Origin of the sequence: Rhodoferax ferrireducens (assembly GCF_003347515.1) — a bacterium.
In the GTDB taxonomy this organism is placed as follows: Bacteria; Pseudomonadota; Gammaproteobacteria; order Burkholderiales; family Burkholderiaceae_C; genus Rhodoferax.
The window spans coordinates 1-15,090 of record NZ_QEII01000300.1 but is presented as its reverse complement, the minus strand read 5'-3'; the positions used below and the strand labels follow the sequence as shown (position 1 = coordinate 15,090).

Genomic DNA, 15,090 nt, shown 5'->3' with positions numbered 1-15,090 from the left:
ACCGCCTGCTTACCGCCGCACATTTCAGCCCCGCATGACAGCCTCGAAATGGCACGGCTAATTTTCCCGGCGCTGTTGGCCTTTGTGCTGGGCACGGCCCTGCAACTGCAGCAGGCGAGCCTGTACTCCTGGCCGGTTTATGGGTGTTTTCTGCTGCTGGCCCTCGTGTTTTATGCGTTAGAAGCTATTAAATCAGTAGTAATTCATGGGCGTATCGCGCTGCTTACCGTGGCCTTTGGCCTGTTCGCGTTGGGTGTGACCGGGCTGCGCGCTTCGGTCTTCTTGAACGATGCGCTGGACAATGGGCTTGAAGGGCGAGACGTGGTGGTGACGGGGGTGATTGCAGCCATGCCGCAGCGCAACGAGGCGGGTCTGCGCTTTCGCCTGGACGTGGAGTCGGCGCAGCTGCTGGGCCAAGCGGTTCACTTGCCACCCCGTATTTACCTGGGCTGGTATTCAGGGGTTTTCGGTGGCGGTGGTGCTGTAGGCGAACTGCAACGCCAGCCGGCACCGATCGAGGCCGGAGAGCGCTGGCAGATGACGGTACGCCTCAAGGTGGCGCACGGCGGCAGCAACCCTTATGGCTTCGACTATGAACTCTGGCTGTGGGAGCAGGGATTGCAGGCCACCGGTTATGTGCGCGCCGGTGCCAAAGATCCGGCACCGCAGCGGCTGGGCCAAACCGGCTGGCACCCGGTGGAGCGCGCACGCCAGCAGGTACGCGACCGGATTTTTGAGCGGGTAAGCGAACCCAAATACGCCGGCCTCATTGCTGCCCTGGTGGTGGGCGACCAGAATGCCATTGACCGCGCCGACTGGGATATCTTCCGGGCGACAGGCGTGGCCCACCTGATGGCAATCTCAGGCGTTCACGTCACCATGTTTGCCTGGGCGGCGGCCCTGGCGGTGGGCTGGTTGTGGCGACGCTCAAGCCGTCTTTGCCTGTGGCTGCCGGCGCCCAGCGCGGCCTTGGGCGGTGGCGTGCTGCTGGCTGCTGCCTATGCCTTATTCAGCGGCTGGGGTGTGCCCTCGCAACGTACGGTGCTGATGCTGGCCACCGTGGGTCTGTTGCGGTTGTCGGGCAAGCGCTGGCCGTGGCCGCATGTGTGGCTGTTGGTCTGCGCGGTGGTGGTGGCGATTGATCCGTGGGCCTTGCTGCAGGCCGGGTTCTGGTTGAGCTTTGTCGCTGTCGGCGTGCTGTTTGCTACAGATTCAGGAGTTACTGGCGCTGACAAGACGGGGGCTGGAGGCCGGTTTTATTCAATGTTTCGGGAGCAATGGGTGGTCACCCTGGCTTTGACGCCGCTGACTTTGCTGCTCTTTGGGCAGGTCTCGGTGGTGGGCTTGATCGCCAATGCGCTGGCAATTCCCTGGGTAACGCTGGTGGTGACGCCGCTGGCCATGTTGGGGGTGTTCGCGGCACCGCTGTGGGATGTAGCGTCCTGGGCGATTGCCGCACTGGCTTGGTACCTGCATCTCCTGGCCGCCTTGCCGTGGGCCTCCATTTCGATTGCACAAGCGCCCTTGTGGGCCGGGGTTGCGGGTGTTTTGGGTGGCCTGTTGCTGGCCACGCAGTTGCCCTGGAGCCTGCGGCTGTCCGGCTTGCCCTTGATGTTGCCGGTCCTGCTGTGGCAGGCGCCGCGCCCGGCCATGGGGGAGTTCGAATTGCTGGCCGCTGACATCGGGCAGGGCAATGCCGTCATTGTGCGCACGGCCAGCCATGCGCTGGTGTATGACGCCGGGCCGCGTTTTAGCCGCGAGAGCGACGCTGGCCACCGCGTGCTGGTGCCACTATTGCGCGCGCTCGATGTCCGTGTCGACACGCTGATGCTCAGCCACCGTGACAGCGATCACGTCGGCGGCGCCCTGGCGGTGTTGGCGATGCAGCCTCAAGCCGCGTTGCTGAGCTCCATAGAAGACGATCATGAGCTGCAGGCTGTGCGCAGGGCCACCCGCTGCTTGGCGGGGCAGCGCTGGCGCTGGGACGGTGTCGATTTCGAAGTACTGCACCCGCGCGCCGAAGACTATGCGGCCGGCCATAAATCCAACACCATGAGCTGCACCCTGCGCATCTCCAATGGCGTGCAGTCGGCGCTGCTGGCGGGCGATATTGAACTGGCGCAGGAAGCACGGCTGGTCGGTGAGGGCGCCGCACTCAAAGTGGATGTGCTGCTGGTACCGCACCACGGCAGTAAAACCTCCAGCAGCGCCGCCTTTCTGGACGCCGCGCAGCCGCAGATTGCGCTGGTGCAGGCCGGCTACCGCAACCGCTTTGGCCACCCGGCAGAGCCTGTTTTGGTGCGTTACGAGGAGCGTCATATACGCGTCGTGGATTCGCCCCATTGTGGTGCGGCGACCTGGCAGTCGGCCCAAGCGGAGGTCGTCCAATGTCAGCGCGCGCAAGCCTTGCGTTATTGGCATCATCGCGTGCCATAGAGGCACACCTATTTGGGCGTTTCACTCAGTCCACATTCCGTCATTGCGAGCGTAGCGCGGCAATCCAATGACGAATTTATCGAACGGCCCAAAAAGTTTCAGGATGCTTGGCGCAAAGCTTGCTAAGCTAGATGCAGGAGAGAAATCGTTTATGCAGAAATTCGACGAGATGTACACCCAGTTGCCCTACGAGTTTTTTACTCACGGGAAGCAGATTCGTGATCACTACAAAATCTACGACGAATGGCTGGCCCGCCAACCCGGCGACATGATGGCCAAGCGGCGCGAAGAGGCCGAGATGATCTTCCGCCGCGTCGGCATCACCTTCGCCGTCTATGGTGAAAAGGACGAAGAAGGCGCCGGCACCGAGCGACTCATCCCGTTTGACCTGATCCCCCGCATTATTCCGGCCCACGAATGGGCGAGCATGGAGCGCGGCCTGGTGCAGCGGGTCACGGCCCTCAACCGCTTCATCCACGACGTGTACCACGACCAGGAGATCATCAAGGCCGGGGTGGTGCCGCGCGAGCAGATCGAGAACAACGCCCAGTTCCGCCCCGAGATGATGGGCGTGGACGTGCCCAACAACATCTACTCGCACATCTCCGGTATCGACATCGTGCGCGCACCCAACGCCCAGGGCGAGGGTGAATACTACGTGCTGGAGGACAACCTGCGCGTGCCCAGTGGCGTGAGCTACATGCTGGAAGACCGCAAGATGATGATGCGGCTGTTCCCCGAGCTGTTTAACGCCCACCGTGTCGCGCCCATTGCCCATTACCCGGATTTGCTGCTGGAAACCCTGCGCGCCAGCAGCCCGGCCACCACGGCCGAGCCCACGGTGGTGGTGCTGACGCCTGGCATGCACAACAGCGCCTATTTTGAGCACGCGTTCCTGGCGCAGCAAATGGGGGTGGAGCTGGTGGAAGGGCAGGACCTGTTCGTCAAAGACAACTTTGTTTACATGCGCACCACGCGCGGCCCCAAGCGCGTGGACGTGATCTACCGCCGGGTGGATGACGATTTTCTGGACCCCTCGGTGTTCCGTCCGACCTCAACCCTGGGTTGCGCGGGCTTGCTGGAGGTCTACCGCGCCGGCCATGTGACGATCTGCAATGCGGTGGGCACCGGCGTGGCTGATGACAAGTCCATTTACCCTTATGTGCCCAAGATGATCGAGTTTTACCTTGGCGAAAAACCCATTCTCAACAACGTGCCCACCTACATGTGCCGCAACAAGGATGACCTGGCCTACACGCTGGCCAACATGAAAGACCTGGTGGTGAAAGAAGTGCACGGCGCCGGCGGCTATGGCATGCTGGTGGGGCCGGCTGCCACCAAGGCCGAGATCGCGGACTTCTGCAAGGCCGTGCAGGCCAACCCGAGTGGCTACATTGCGCAGCCCACGCTCAGCCTGTCGAGCTGCCCCACCTTTGTGGAGAGCGGCATTGCGCCGCGCCATATTGACTTGCGCCCCTATGTGCTCAGCGGCAAGACGGTCGAGATGGTGCCGGGCGGCCTGACGCGCGTCGCGCTGAAAGAGGGCTCGCTCGTCGTCAACTCGTCGCAGGGCGGTGGTACCAAAGACACCTGGATATTGGAGAACGGCGTGGAGCCGGCCAAGCCAATGCCGTCGCAAACCCAGACGCAGTCCCAAACGAAATCCCAAACACCGTCATCCTGAGCGCAAGGAGTCATTCAAATGCTGTCACGTACCGCTGATCACCTTTTCTGGATGTCCCGCTACACCGAGCGGGCCGAGAACACCGCCCGTTTGCTGGATGTGAATTACCAGACCTCGCTGCTTCCGCAATCCGAAGCGGTGGCGCTGCTGGGCTGGCAGGGCTTGCTGAGTATCAGTGAGCTGTTGGACACCTACACCGAAGCGCATGGCGATGTCACTGCCCGTAACGTGATGGACTTCATGGTAAAGGACGAGAGCAATCCATCCTCCATCGTGTCTTGCCTGGGCGCCGCACGCGAGAATGCGCGAGCGGTGCGGGGCACCCTGACCACCGAAGTGTGGGAGACCCTGAACACCACCTGGCTGGAGGTCAAGCGCATGATCAAGTCGGGCGAGTTCGAGCGCGATCCCAGTCAGTTTTATGAATGGGTCAAGTTTCGCTCGCACCTCTCCCGAGGCGTCACCGTGGGCACCATGCTGATGGACGAGGCCTTGTATTTCATGCGCTTGGGCACGTTTCTGGAGCGGGCCGACAACACGGCGCGTCTGGTGGACGTGAAGTTTCATGCGGTGCAAAGCGACTTTTTTGGCACGGCCAGCGAAAAGGATCAGGAGTATGACTTCTACCACTGGAGCGCCATTTTGCGCAGCGTGTCGGGCTTTGAGGTCTACCGCAAGGTGTACCGCGATGTGATCCGACCTGAGCGCGTGGCGGAGCTGCTGATTCTGCGTCCCGACATGCCGCGTTCGCTGCATGCCAGCCTGAATGAAGTGGTCAACAACCTCGGGCTCGTGGCCAATGACCAGTCGAGCGAAACCCATAGACGGGCCGGCAAACTGTGTGCCGAGCTCAAGTACGGGCGTATTGATGAAATTCTGGCTACCGGCCTGCACGCCTATCTGACGCAGTTTCTGGACCGGGTGAACGATCTGGGCGCCCATATCAGCCAGGACTTCCTGGTTCCCGCTGCTGCCTGAAGGGCGTGAGCCACTGAATATTTCAGCATAATGGTCCGAAAGAGGATCATGTATGAAAGTGGCAGAACTAAATCGGGAGCTGGATCAGGCGCGGGACGCGGGGCCGTTGCGAGACATCATCATCCCGCCTTGCCCGGAGTTACTGGCTGCCTTGCAGCGCGAGGTCAACCAGGCCGACCCTGACCCCGGCGTGATCGCCCGTATCGCGGGCAGCGATGTGGCCATGGCGGCGTCACTGATTCGTCTTTCCAATAGCTCTTTGTACGCGCGAAGCCGGCCGGTGCAAACCGTGGCCGAGTCGGTTGCCATGCTGGGGGTGGGGCCTACCGTCATGCTGCTGACCGGTTTCTTGGCGCGCAACGCGATCCGCGTCAACTCACCGCTGCTGGCGCATTTTTGGGAATCCTCCACGCGCCGTTCGCTGGCCATGGCTTACATTGCCCGCCAGCTGTATGACGTGGATGCCGACGTGGCTCAGACCTGCGGCCTGTTTTGCCATGTCGGCATTCCGGTGATGTTGCAGGGAGTGCGCGGCTACGGTGGCACCTTGGCCGAAGCCATGGCACGCCAGGACCGCACCTTCACACAGACCGAGAATGCCGCGCACCGCACCGACCACGCGGTGGTGGGCGCGCTCGTTGCCAGGACCTGGCGGCTGCCGCCGGTGATCGCCTTGGCGGTGCGCCTGCACCACGACTTTCCCGCCTTGCGCGATGACACCATTCCTTTGGAGGTTCGTAACCTGGTGGCCATCGCATCCATCGCCGAGCATCTGGTCGGCATGCACGAAGGCGTGAAACAGCAGCAGGAGTGGGAGCGCCATGGCGCCGAATGCCTGGCCTTTCTGCAAGTCGACGCCGCCGAAGTGGATGCCTGGGTGGATGCCCTCTACCCAATTTTCGAGAGCGTGCTGGCGTCCTGATTGGGGGAGAACTTAGCGGTTCATGGCGGATGCCACTTCCCGCCCCAGCTCGATCACCGCCATGGCGTAGTAGCTGCTCCAGTTGTAGCGCGTGATGGCATAGAAGTTCTCCGTCCCCGCTACATAGCTGGGCGGCGCATCGCCGTTTTGCAGTTCAATGAGCGCCAGTGGGCCTTTATGTTCCAGTGCCGCGCCTTCTAGCACGGCGCCCTTGGCGGCAAAGCTGGCCACGCTGAAGGTTGGCAGAATGTCGGGCGCCATCAAGGCGTCCATATCAAGTTTCTGGGTATCAAAGGCCACCGGGTATTGGGTAGGCATGCCCGGTTGCCAGTTAAACGCCTTGAAGTAGTTGGCGACCGAGCCAATCACATCGGCCGGGCTGTTGAAGAGATCAATTCTGCTGTCGCCGTCAAAATCAACCGCGTATTTAACCCAGCTTGACGGCATGAACTGGGGCATGCCCATGGCTCCCGCATAACTGCCACGCAGCGCCAGCGGGTCAATATTGGTGCGATGACTCAGGCTCAAGAACTGTTCCAACTCGTTCTTGAAAAATGCGCTGCGCTCAAGCGCGCGCGGATGGCTGGCCGGAAAATCAAAAGCCAGTGTGGCCAGGGCGTCGATCACCCGAAACGTGCCCATTTGCTGGCCGTAAATGGTTTCCACGCCGATGATGCCGACGATGATGTCAGCCGGCACGCCGGTTTCCTGTTCGGCGCGCGCCAGCGTGTCCCGGTTGTCTTGCCAGAACCGCACGCCGGCGTTGATGCGCGTGGCGTCAATGAAGCGGCCACGATAAACGCGCCAGTTCTTGGCAGTGCCCGCCGGGGGCGGCTGAATGAATCGGGCCACTTGCGGCAGGTAGTTGGACTGCCCGATGGCTTGCCGTACCCACTCGGTGTCCAGATTGCGCCGCGCGGCGATGTCATCGGCGGCCTGCATGACATCTTCGCGTTCGGCATAGGCCGGGCCGGGCGCGGTGGGCTGACGGACTGCTTGCGCAGTGCTCACCTTCTTCTTGGAGATTTTTAGGGCGCTAGCTCCCGTAGACAGTGCGCATAATGCTATAAAAATAGAAGCAATTGACAGAAATTTATAAGTCACGTGGGCCAGATCAGTTGTTTGAATTCGCGTTCCAGTGTAGCGAGGCGGGTGCGCTGGCTGCATGGCTTGATCGGAGCAATGCATGAACCATATTGGGTTTCCCAATTAACGTGAAAGTCAGGCTGCCTGCAATTCATTTTTTTCTGAAAGCATTTCACAGGCTCTCCGAGTTTCTTCGTCGATCGGAAAATAGCTTTCTATTCGTAGCTCATCCAACGTGACCTGTTGGGACGCTAAAAAAGTGGTCACGACCATGAAAAATCCAAGTTTAAGAGCCCCGTTTTCCAGTGTGAGTGAATTGATGGGTGCTTGTGTCAATGAGAAATCAGGATGGCGCCATGCACGCGGCATATCTGGATAGGCGAGTACCCGCGCCAATAGCGCGCGAAGCGTTCCATCTTCAGAACTCAGCAGAGCCTCCCGTTGGAGGCGATAAATCATTTGTTGCCCGACCTGCGTCCAGTTTTTGATAAATGGCCGTGCCAATTCAGGATCAAACACAAGCTCAAACAAATTGACAGGTGTTTTTAAACGCGCTGGGTTCACAACGAATTGAGAAAAAATTGTGCGGGCTGCGTCATTGCAGCGAATGATGTCATAGCCCGCATTCATGACTGTAAAGGGGTAAGGCCCATGGTTCTGCATCATGCGCACGATGGCCATGTCCAGCGTTGGATCGAGCTCTTCAAAATCAGGCTCAGGACTCCTGGACTGGAAATCGGCGGCGCCAAGTATGTGATTCTGATCTCGCACAGGCACCTCCAGTGCCTTCATCAGGCGCAGCACCATTTCTTCACTTGGACTGGCACGGCCGGTCTCCAGGAAACTGATGTGGCGCGCCGACACGTCAGCGACCAGAGCAAGGTCTAGCTGGGACATGTCACGGCGTATGCGCCAGTACTTGAGCAATGCGCTGAAAAGCTTATTTGACATTTTTATGTTCTCCCACAATTACCTGGATAGGTAATTGTCAGGCGCTTTGGAATAAAAAATAATCCTGTTCGACTTACCCAATTACCCCGCAATTACTATGAATCGCAAACTATTCCTTACCATCGCATCCACCGTGGCTTGCCTGGTCGGCGCACTGGCGCTACTGGCACCGGAGTTTTTACTGAGCACCATGAAAGGCGCGGTGCCAAATCCTGCCGCCCTCGTGATGGCACGAACGACAGGCTTACTGTTGTTAATGGTCGCACTCACGGCCTTTTTAGTTCGCGGGCATGCGGACTCGCCCACCATGGAGGCTGTACTCAAGGCGAATCTATTTTTGCAGATGGGCTTGATCCCCATGGATCCGCTGGCTTACGTGAATGGGGCTTTTACAACGATTGGTTCATTCGCGCCCAACACGGTCATCCACATTCTTCTGGCAACTGGATTCGCCTACTACCTTGTTAAAGTGCGCAAGGCGCTGGCGGTTACGGCCAGTTGAGAGGGCTGTGGTGGTCAGGCTTTGAAAATCATGCGGGCCAGATCAGTTGTTTGAATTCGCGTTCCAGTGTAGCGAGGCGGGTGCGCTGGGCGCCCAGTGGCGCATAGCGCTGGGCTTCCAGGCGCAGCAGCCAGTCGCGAATCGCCAGCGCACGGGCGTTGTCCGGTGCGAACGCCTGCATTAGCTGCTGCGCCATCGCCCGTGGGGGGCTATGGGGCGCCAGTTGGACGCCGGCCTTTTGCAGCCGTGCTGCCGCCGTCCCCAGCAGCCGCAGCCAGGGGTCTTGCCGGCTGCGTTCCCACAGTGTCCAGGCTGCGCCCAGCAGGCTCGTCCCCACGACGATGCCGATCAGCAGGTAGATCAGGTCTTCCCGGCTTGGCGCGTCGAATCCGATTTTTTTCAGCAGATTGAGCTGCTTGCCTTGCGTGTAATTCAGCACGCGCTGGTTCCAGCTGTTGTTGACGGCGTCCCACAGGGCGCGCAGGTTCAGGGCCAGGTCCGCGCCGACGTCGCCCAGCAGGGCGCTGGCGATCGCGCCACGCGGCGCCTGCAGGCGTTGCAGTGCGCCGACGCGTCCGGGCGCCACGGCTGCGGTCGGGTCCACGCGCACCCAGCCACGTCCCGCCAGCCAGACTTCAGCCCAGGCGTGGGCGTCGCTCTGGCGCACGACGAGGAAGCCGTCCACCGTGTTTATTTCACCACCCTGGTAGCCCGTGACGATGCGGGCGGGCACATCCAGCGCACGCATCAAGATCACGAAGCTCGACGCAATGTGTTCGCAAAAACCCTCTTTGCGGTCGAACCAGAATTCGTCGGCACTGTCGCGGCCATACACGCCGGGTTCCAGCGTGTAGCTGTAGCCCCCGGTGTGCAGACGCGCCAGCACAGCGCTTACCAGCTGCGCACTGCTGGCTTTTGCGTAGCGAGGGTCGCGCCGCAACTCAACGGCCAGTTGCAGTGTGCGGGGGTTGAAGCCGGCCGGCAGGTTCTCGTAGTCTTGCAGGCCTGCTGTTTGGCGCGGCGGGCCGTGGCGGAAGGCGGGATAGCTCTGGGCCGTGTAGCGTACCAGGTCGGCAATCGGGCGCTCGGTCAGCCATTGCAACTCAGACGTCATGCTGGCCTCAAAGCCGGGCACGACGGGTTTCGTCAAAGTGGCGTCCAGCACCAGAAGCCAGGGGCGGTTGTTGGGCTCCAGCGTCACCTGGTAGTTGATGGGCGCGCCGAGGACCTGCACGTTGGCCGCGAGCTGCATACCGGCGGATAAGCCCGAGCGCAGGGGCCGCCACTCGCGGCCGTCAAAGGTGGACAGCACCGGCCCGCGAAAGTACAGGTCCGACTGCGGCGGCACGGCGCCTTCAAAGCGGATACGCATGGCAATGCTGTCGTCCAGCGCGAGGCTGGCGATATTGCCCACCTGCATGGTGGCGGACAGGCCGCTGCGCCCGATCATGGCGTCGCTGGGAATGCCCCACAGCGGGGCGAGCCGGGGGAACAGCATGAACAGCACCAGCATGATCGGCGCCCCCAGCAGTGCCATCCAGCCGGCGGTTCTGGCGGCTTGGGCCAGGGGCGGCTTGCCCACCGGCATGTGGGCATTGACCAATGCAGTCAGCAAGCCCAGCAGGGCGAGCAGCATGGCGGCTGCCGTGAGCAGGGATTGCGAATAAAAAAAGTTGGTCAACATGGTGAAGAAGCCGAGGAAAAACACCACGAAGGCATCGCGCTTGGCCCGCAGTTCCAGCGTTTTCAAGGCCAGCAAGACCACCACCAGGGTCACGCCGGCATCGCGCCCGAGCAGGGTTTTGTGCGTGAACAATGTCGCGCCAACCGTGAGCAGCAGCAGTGCCAGTCGCCACCAGCGCGAGGGCAGCGGCTGGACGGTGACGGCAAGCCAGCCCCGCCACAGCAGCACGGCGGCGGCCAGGCCACTGCACCACGGCGGCAGATTGCCGACCTGCGGCACCACGACCCAGGCAATCACGATCAGTAAAAACAGCGTGTCGCGGCTGTCGCGCGGCAAGTGGCGCAAATGATTTTGCAGGCGATGGAGCACTCTCATCGTCACGCGCTCAGTACAGGGCCAGCGCTTGCAGGCAGCGTCTTTTGTGGGCTTCGCCACGGCTGGGTTTGAGCTCCAGTGGGCCCAGGCGCAGGCCGTAATCCAGCCCCTGCTTCTCGGCTTGCAGCACCCAGGCGCACAGGCGCGAGAGTTGCTGCTCGGGGTGAACCGTGCCGGTGTGACGCGGGTCCAGCCACAACTCATAGCGCTGCACTTGCTGGGCGTCCCGGCTCACCAGCTCGTCCGATTTGGCCGCTTTTTTCCAGACAATGAGTTTCAGAGGATCACCGCGGCGGTAGGCGCGCACACCCTCGTAGTCGCCGCTGGCCGGCTGGTGCGCGACTGCAGCGCCACCGGCCCGCGGCTCACCGGCGGGCAAAGGGGGCGGCAGCGTTTCCGGCGCGGGGTACACCAGCACCTGTGCGGCCGGTCGCCACACCGTCCACACGCGAAACGTCCCCAGCGGAAAGCGCGTTTCGGCCGTCAGCGCCGGCACCGGGTGCAGGCCGCGCCGCCCGGGCTTGAAGGCCATGTGCACGGTGGCCACGCCCTGCGCCGGCACATCGGTCCAGACCCAATGATCGGTACCCAACACTGCCAGACCAATGCCGTACCGGACGCTGCTCCGTGTGTTCTGAAGATTTATGCCAATTACGGCTCTAGCCCCCGCAAATTGTGCGTCAGGCGCTATTAAATTCATAGTAATTCCGCGAAGTGTGCCGTGGCACACATGCATGCCGACCAAGGTGCTGCCCGCCAGCAGAAAGGTCAGCAGGTAGCCCAGGTTGAGCTGGTAGTTGATCGAGGCGAGCAGCAGCAGCAAGAGCGTGGCGCCCAGCATGAAGCCGGGGCGAGTCGGCAGGATGTAGACGTTGCGCTGGGTCAGGGTGACGACGTCACTCAAAGGCGACCGCGCCACGAACCAGCGCTGAAGCCATTTCACGGCAGCGGCACGCTGTCAAGCAAGGCGCGCACCTGTTCCACCGCGCCCCGGCCCGCATCGCCCACCGGAACCAGGCGGTGGGCCACTGTTTGGGCCAGGATGGCCTGCACGTCGTCCGGTGCCACGTAGTCGCGCCCGCTGAGCAGTGCCTGCGCCTTGGCGGCACGTATCACGGCAATACCGGCCCGGGGGCTCAGGCCCTGTAAAAACCACTGGCCCGAGCGCGTCGCCGCAATCAGGTCCTGTACGTAATCGAGCAGGGGCGCGGCCGCATGAATGTCCAGCACCTTGGCCTGCAGGACTTGCAATTCGGCGGCGGTCAGCAGGCTGGGCAGGGCGTCGACCAGGTCGCGGCGGTCGTGGCCCGCGAGCAGTTCGCGCTCGGCGGCGCGGTCGGGATAACCCAGCGAGATGCGCATCAAAAACCGGTCCAGCTGCGACTCCGGCAGGGCATAGGTGCCGAGCTGGTCGTGCGGATTTTGCGTGGCAATCACAAAAAAAGGCGAGGGCAGGGGGCGAGTTTCACCGTCCACCGTGACCTGTTTTTCTTCCATGGCTTCGAGTAGCGCGCTTTGCGTTTTGGGGCTGGCGCGGTTGATCTCGTCGGCCAGCAAGACCTGGGCAAACAAAGGGCCTGGATGGAAGACAAAGGTTTCCTTGCCCCGTTCATAAACGGAGACACCCGACAGGTCGCTGGGCATCAGGTCGGCCGTGAACTGGACGCGTGAAAATTGCAGGCCAAAGGTCCTGGCCAGTGCATGTGCCAGCGTGGTCTTGCCAACGCCGGGAACGTCCTCAATTAACAGGTGACCACCGGCCAGCAAACAGGCCACGCAATCTTGCGTTTGGGCAGGTTTGCCAACAATCACCGTGTTAAGCTGATCAACCAGTGATTTGAGTTTTTGTTGTGCATCCATGGCACGACGTTACCAAAAAAAATTGAGAGACAGGGGCGCACCATGACGATGACGGGATACTTTACCCACCGCGATTGCTGGAAACATGAAATGGGTGCCGGCCACCCCGAATGTCCTGAACGGCTGGATGCCATTGAGGACCGCATTTTGATCTCGGGCCTGGACATCGCGCTGGACCGGCGCGAGGCACCGATCGCGCCCTTGAGTGACATCGAGCTGGCGCATGGTCGCATGCATGTGGCTTCACTGCGGGGCTTGAGTGACGGCCTCAAAGAAGAAATCATGGCCGGCGGGCCAACCCATGCGCAGGTTGACCCGGATACCTCCATCAACATCCACACCTGGGATGCCGCGCTGCGGGCTGCGGGTGCCGCGCTGGCGGCGACCGATGCCGTGATCGCCGGCGAGCTGGAGAACGCTTTTTGCGCCGTTCGCCCGCCGGGCCACCACGCCAGCCGCGACAAGGCCATGGGCTTTTGCTTTCTCAACAACGTGGCGATTGCCGCCAAGTACGCGCTGGAGCGCCACGGCCTGAAGCGGGTGGCGATCATAGACTTTGACGTGCACCACGGCAACGGCACGGAAGACATCGTGGCCGGTGACCAGCGCATCCTGATGGCGAGCTTTTACCAGCACCCGTTTTATCCCCTGGACTACGATCACTCCAACGCCAGTAACCTCGTCAACCTGCCTGTACCCGCCTATACCAAGGGCATGGAGGTCCGGGAACTGATCGAGATCATGTGGATTCCGCGCCTGGAGGCGTTCAAGCCGGAGATGATTTTTATCAGCGCCGGCTTTGACGCGCACCGGGAGGACGACATGGGCCAGATGGGTCTGGTTGAACAGGACTACGCCTGGATCACCAGTCGCATCAAGGACGTGGCCCGTCGTCATGCCAAGGGGCGCATCGTTTCCTGCCTGGAAGGCGGCTATTCTTTGAGCGCGCTGGGGCGCAGTGTGGAGGCGCATATCCGGGTGCTGGCCGATGTCTGACCCCCGGATTGGCGACCTTGACGCTTGGGTGGCGGCCTTGACCAAGCCCGCCGCCCTGATGGAGCTGGGCGCATTGGCGGTGTGCGTCATCGCGGCTTGGGCTATTGCCGCGCTGATTTGCCGGGCCAAGGGCTCGCGCGACAAGACCTCCATCATGTTTGGCAGACGCATTGTGGACGGGGTGCTGTTTCCTCTGGTGTTGCTGTGCCTGGCTTATGTGGCCAAGGCATTGGTGGCGCTCCAGGTTCCCCTGGCCGTTTTCAAAATTGCGATTCCCGTCCTGATTTCCCTGTTAGTCATTCGTTTCGGGGTGAAAGTGTTGCAGGCGGCTTACCGGGATACGCCTCTGGTGCGCATGCTGGAGCGCACGATTTCCTGGGTCGCGTGGCTGGCGATGGTCTTGTGGGTGAGTGGCCTGATGCCAGTGCTGCTGGAGGAGCTCGACCAGATCACCTGGAAGGTGGGTGGCACGGTGCTGTCGGTGCGCACCCTGCTGGAAGGCACCCTGACGGCCGGGGCTGTACTGATCTTCACCCTGTGGATTTCTTCGGCCATCGAGGCGCGCCTGCTGCGCTCCGCAACCGGCGGCGAGTTGTCCCTGCGCATGGCTGCGAGCAATGCCACGCGCGCCCTGCTGGTGTTTGTCGGCCTGTTGCTGACGCTGTCGGCCCTGGGGATTAATTTGTCGGCGCTGTCGGTGCTGGGTGGCGCGATCGGCGTGGGCGTGGGCTTTGGTCTGCAAAAACTGGCTGCCAACTACGTCAGCGGTTTTGTCATTCTGGCCGAACGCAGCATGCGCATTGGCGACAGTGTGCGGGTTGACAATTTTGAGGGGCGCATCACCCAAATCAACGCCCGTTACACCGTGATTCGCGCACTGAATGGGCGTGAGTCCATCGTGCCCAATGAGATGCTGATCACCAGCCGCGTGGAGAACCTGTCGCTGGCCGATGCCCAGGTCTGGCAGTTCTCGGTGGTCTCGGTCAGCTATGACAGCGACGTGGAACTGGTCATGCGCCTGCTGCTGCAGGCCGCCTCGAACCATGAGCGTGTGCTGCGGGATCCCAAGCCTTCGGTGAACCTGACCTCCTTTGGCACCGACGGGCTGGAGTTCAAGGTAGGCTACTGGATCGCTGATCCCGAGAACGGCAGCGACAACCTGAAATCCATGATCAATCTGGACATCCTTAGGTCACTGCGTGAAAACCAGATCGAGATTCCCTATCCTCAACGCGTCGTCCATACGCGGGCCGCTTGACGGATTGGGTGTTCTTGCCGGTATAATTTGAAAAAGCACGACCGTACTATTTTGTGTTTTGTTACTTGATTGTCGTGTTGACGACCATGCTGGCCGGTGGTACGGCATAGAATCTCAGGTTGACGTGCACGTCAATCAGTTTGACGTCAGCATCGAGCAAACCGCCGTATTTCGTATTTGTATTTATAACTATCTGGAGTTAGAGCAATGAAAGTCCTGGTCGCAGTCAAACGCGTGGTGGACTACAACGTGAAGGTCCGCGTCAAGTCGGACCACACCGGTGTAGATATCGCCAACGTCAAAATGAGCATGAACCCCTTCGATGAAATCGCCATCGAGGAAGCGGTTCGCCTGAAGG

General features: G+C 61.2%; 12 protein-coding genes and 1 pseudogene. 8 read left to right on the top strand and 5 right to left on the bottom strand.

The features are described 5' to 3' along the window. Positions 1–48 precede the first annotated feature (48 nt). From C5P05_RS22585 to C5P05_RS22570, 4 genes are all read left to right on the top strand, one after another. Positions 49–2,436 carry a DNA internalization-related competence protein ComEC/Rec2 gene (locus tag C5P05_RS22585; RefSeq protein WP_114972110.1) on the top strand — a complete coding sequence of 796 codons (2,388 nt, stop codon included), beginning with the start codon at positions 49–51 and terminating at the stop codon, positions 2,434–2,436. A gap of 151 nt (positions 2,437–2,587) precedes the next feature. Then, entirely contained in the window at positions 2,588–4,120 is a 1,533-nt protein-coding gene (locus C5P05_RS22580; RefSeq protein ID WP_114972109.1) for a circularly permuted type 2 ATP-grasp protein, read from the top strand. 18 nt (positions 4,121–4,138) lie between these two features. Beyond that, positions 4,139–5,098, top strand: a complete 960-nt coding sequence (locus C5P05_RS22575) for an alpha-E domain-containing protein (RefSeq protein ID WP_114972108.1) — start codon at positions 4,139–4,141, stop codon at positions 5,096–5,098. Positions 5,099–5,150: 52 nt separating this feature from the next. Continuing rightward, the gene (locus C5P05_RS22570) at positions 5,151–6,020 is read left to right on the top strand and encodes an HDOD domain-containing protein (RefSeq protein WP_114972107.1); all 870 of its coding nucleotides are present in this window, start codon (positions 5,151–5,153) and stop codon (positions 6,018–6,020) included. 12 nt (positions 6,021–6,032) lie between these two features. On the opposite strand, the gene mltB is transcribed toward C5P05_RS22570, so the two are convergent. Further along, positions 6,033–7,031, bottom strand: a complete 999-nt coding sequence (gene mltB, locus C5P05_RS22565; protein WP_420130768.1) for a lytic murein transglycosylase B — start codon at positions 7,029–7,031, stop codon at positions 6,033–6,035. Between the two features lie 210 nt (positions 7,032–7,241). Beyond that, on the bottom strand, positions 7,242–8,057 hold the full coding sequence (locus C5P05_RS22560) for a helix-turn-helix domain-containing protein (protein ID WP_114972105.1): 816 nt from the start codon (positions 8,055–8,057) through the stop codon (positions 7,242–7,244). Positions 8,058–8,154: 97 nt separating this feature from the next. Here C5P05_RS22560 and C5P05_RS22555 point away from each other — a divergent pair, with 97 nt between their 5' ends. Then, positions 8,155–8,559, top strand: coding sequence for a hypothetical protein (locus C5P05_RS22555; protein ID WP_114972104.1), 405 nt, complete (start codon positions 8,155–8,157; stop codon positions 8,557–8,559). A 28-nt stretch (positions 8,560–8,587) separates the two neighbouring features. On the opposite strand, the gene C5P05_RS22550 is transcribed toward C5P05_RS22555, so the two are convergent. From C5P05_RS22550 to C5P05_RS22540, 3 genes are read right to left on the bottom strand one after another with little or no spacing between them, the layout of a single operon-like run. Continuing rightward, entirely contained in the window at positions 8,588–10,618 is a 2,031-nt protein-coding gene (locus tag C5P05_RS22550) for a transglutaminaseTgpA domain-containing protein (protein WP_114972103.1), read from the bottom strand. Between the two features lie 10 nt (positions 10,619–10,628). Next, positions 10,629–11,561, bottom strand: coding sequence for a DUF58 domain-containing protein (locus C5P05_RS22545; RefSeq protein WP_232834626.1), 933 nt, complete (start codon positions 11,559–11,561; stop codon positions 10,629–10,631). After that, the gene (locus C5P05_RS22540; RefSeq protein ID WP_114972102.1) at positions 11,558–12,478 is read right to left on the bottom strand and encodes an AAA family ATPase; all 921 of its coding nucleotides are present in this window, start codon (positions 12,476–12,478) and stop codon (positions 11,558–11,560) included. Before C5P05_RS22540 ends, C5P05_RS22545 begins: the two co-directional genes overlap by 4 nt. A 42-nt stretch (positions 12,479–12,520) precedes the next feature. Here C5P05_RS22540 and C5P05_RS22535 point away from each other — a divergent pair, with 42 nt between their 5' ends. The 3 genes and pseudogenes from C5P05_RS22535 to C5P05_RS22525 all read left to right on the top strand — a co-directional run. Beyond that, on the top strand, positions 12,521–13,474 hold the full coding sequence (locus tag C5P05_RS22535; protein WP_114972101.1) for a histone deacetylase family protein: 954 nt from the start codon (positions 12,521–12,523) through the stop codon (positions 13,472–13,474). Then, a complete protein-coding gene (locus C5P05_RS22530; protein ID WP_114972100.1) occupies positions 13,467–14,732 on the top strand; it encodes a mechanosensitive ion channel family protein in 1,266 nt (421 codons plus the stop codon). Before C5P05_RS22535 ends, C5P05_RS22530 begins: the two co-directional genes overlap by 8 nt. A 207-nt stretch (positions 14,733–14,939) precedes the next feature. Further along, positions 14,940–15,090, top strand: a pseudogene (locus C5P05_RS22525) (electron transfer flavoprotein subunit beta/FixA family protein); the annotation flags it as partial.

Excerpts from the sequence above, each read along its gene's own strand:
- C5P05_RS22585 (WP_114972110.1), top strand. The coding sequence starts at position 49 with ATGGCACGGCTAATTTTCCCGGCGCTGTTGGCCTTTGTGCTGGGCACG.
- C5P05_RS22580 (WP_114972109.1), top strand. The coding sequence starts at position 2,588 with ATGCAGAAATTCGACGAGATGTACACCCAGTTGCCCTACGAGTTTTTT.
- C5P05_RS22575 (WP_114972108.1), top strand. The coding sequence starts at position 4,139 with ATGCTGTCACGTACCGCTGATCACCTTTTCTGGATGTCCCGCTACACC.
- C5P05_RS22570 (WP_114972107.1), top strand. The coding sequence starts at position 5,151 with ATGAAAGTGGCAGAACTAAATCGGGAGCTGGATCAGGCGCGGGACGCG.
- C5P05_RS22560 (WP_114972105.1), bottom strand. The coding sequence starts at position 8,057 with ATGTCAAATAAGCTTTTCAGCGCATTGCTCAAGTACTGGCGCATACGC.
- C5P05_RS22555 (WP_114972104.1), top strand. The coding sequence starts at position 8,155 with ATGAATCGCAAACTATTCCTTACCATCGCATCCACCGTGGCTTGCCTG.
- C5P05_RS22550 (WP_114972103.1), bottom strand. The coding sequence starts at position 10,618 with ATGAGAGTGCTCCATCGCCTGCAAAATCATTTGCGCCACTTGCCGCGC.
- C5P05_RS22540 (WP_114972102.1), bottom strand. The coding sequence starts at position 12,478 with ATGGATGCACAACAAAAACTCAAATCACTGGTTGATCAGCTTAACACG.
- C5P05_RS22535 (WP_114972101.1), top strand. The coding sequence starts at position 12,521 with ATGACGATGACGGGATACTTTACCCACCGCGATTGCTGGAAACATGAA.
- C5P05_RS22530 (WP_114972100.1), top strand. The coding sequence starts at position 13,467 with ATGTCTGACCCCCGGATTGGCGACCTTGACGCTTGGGTGGCGGCCTTG.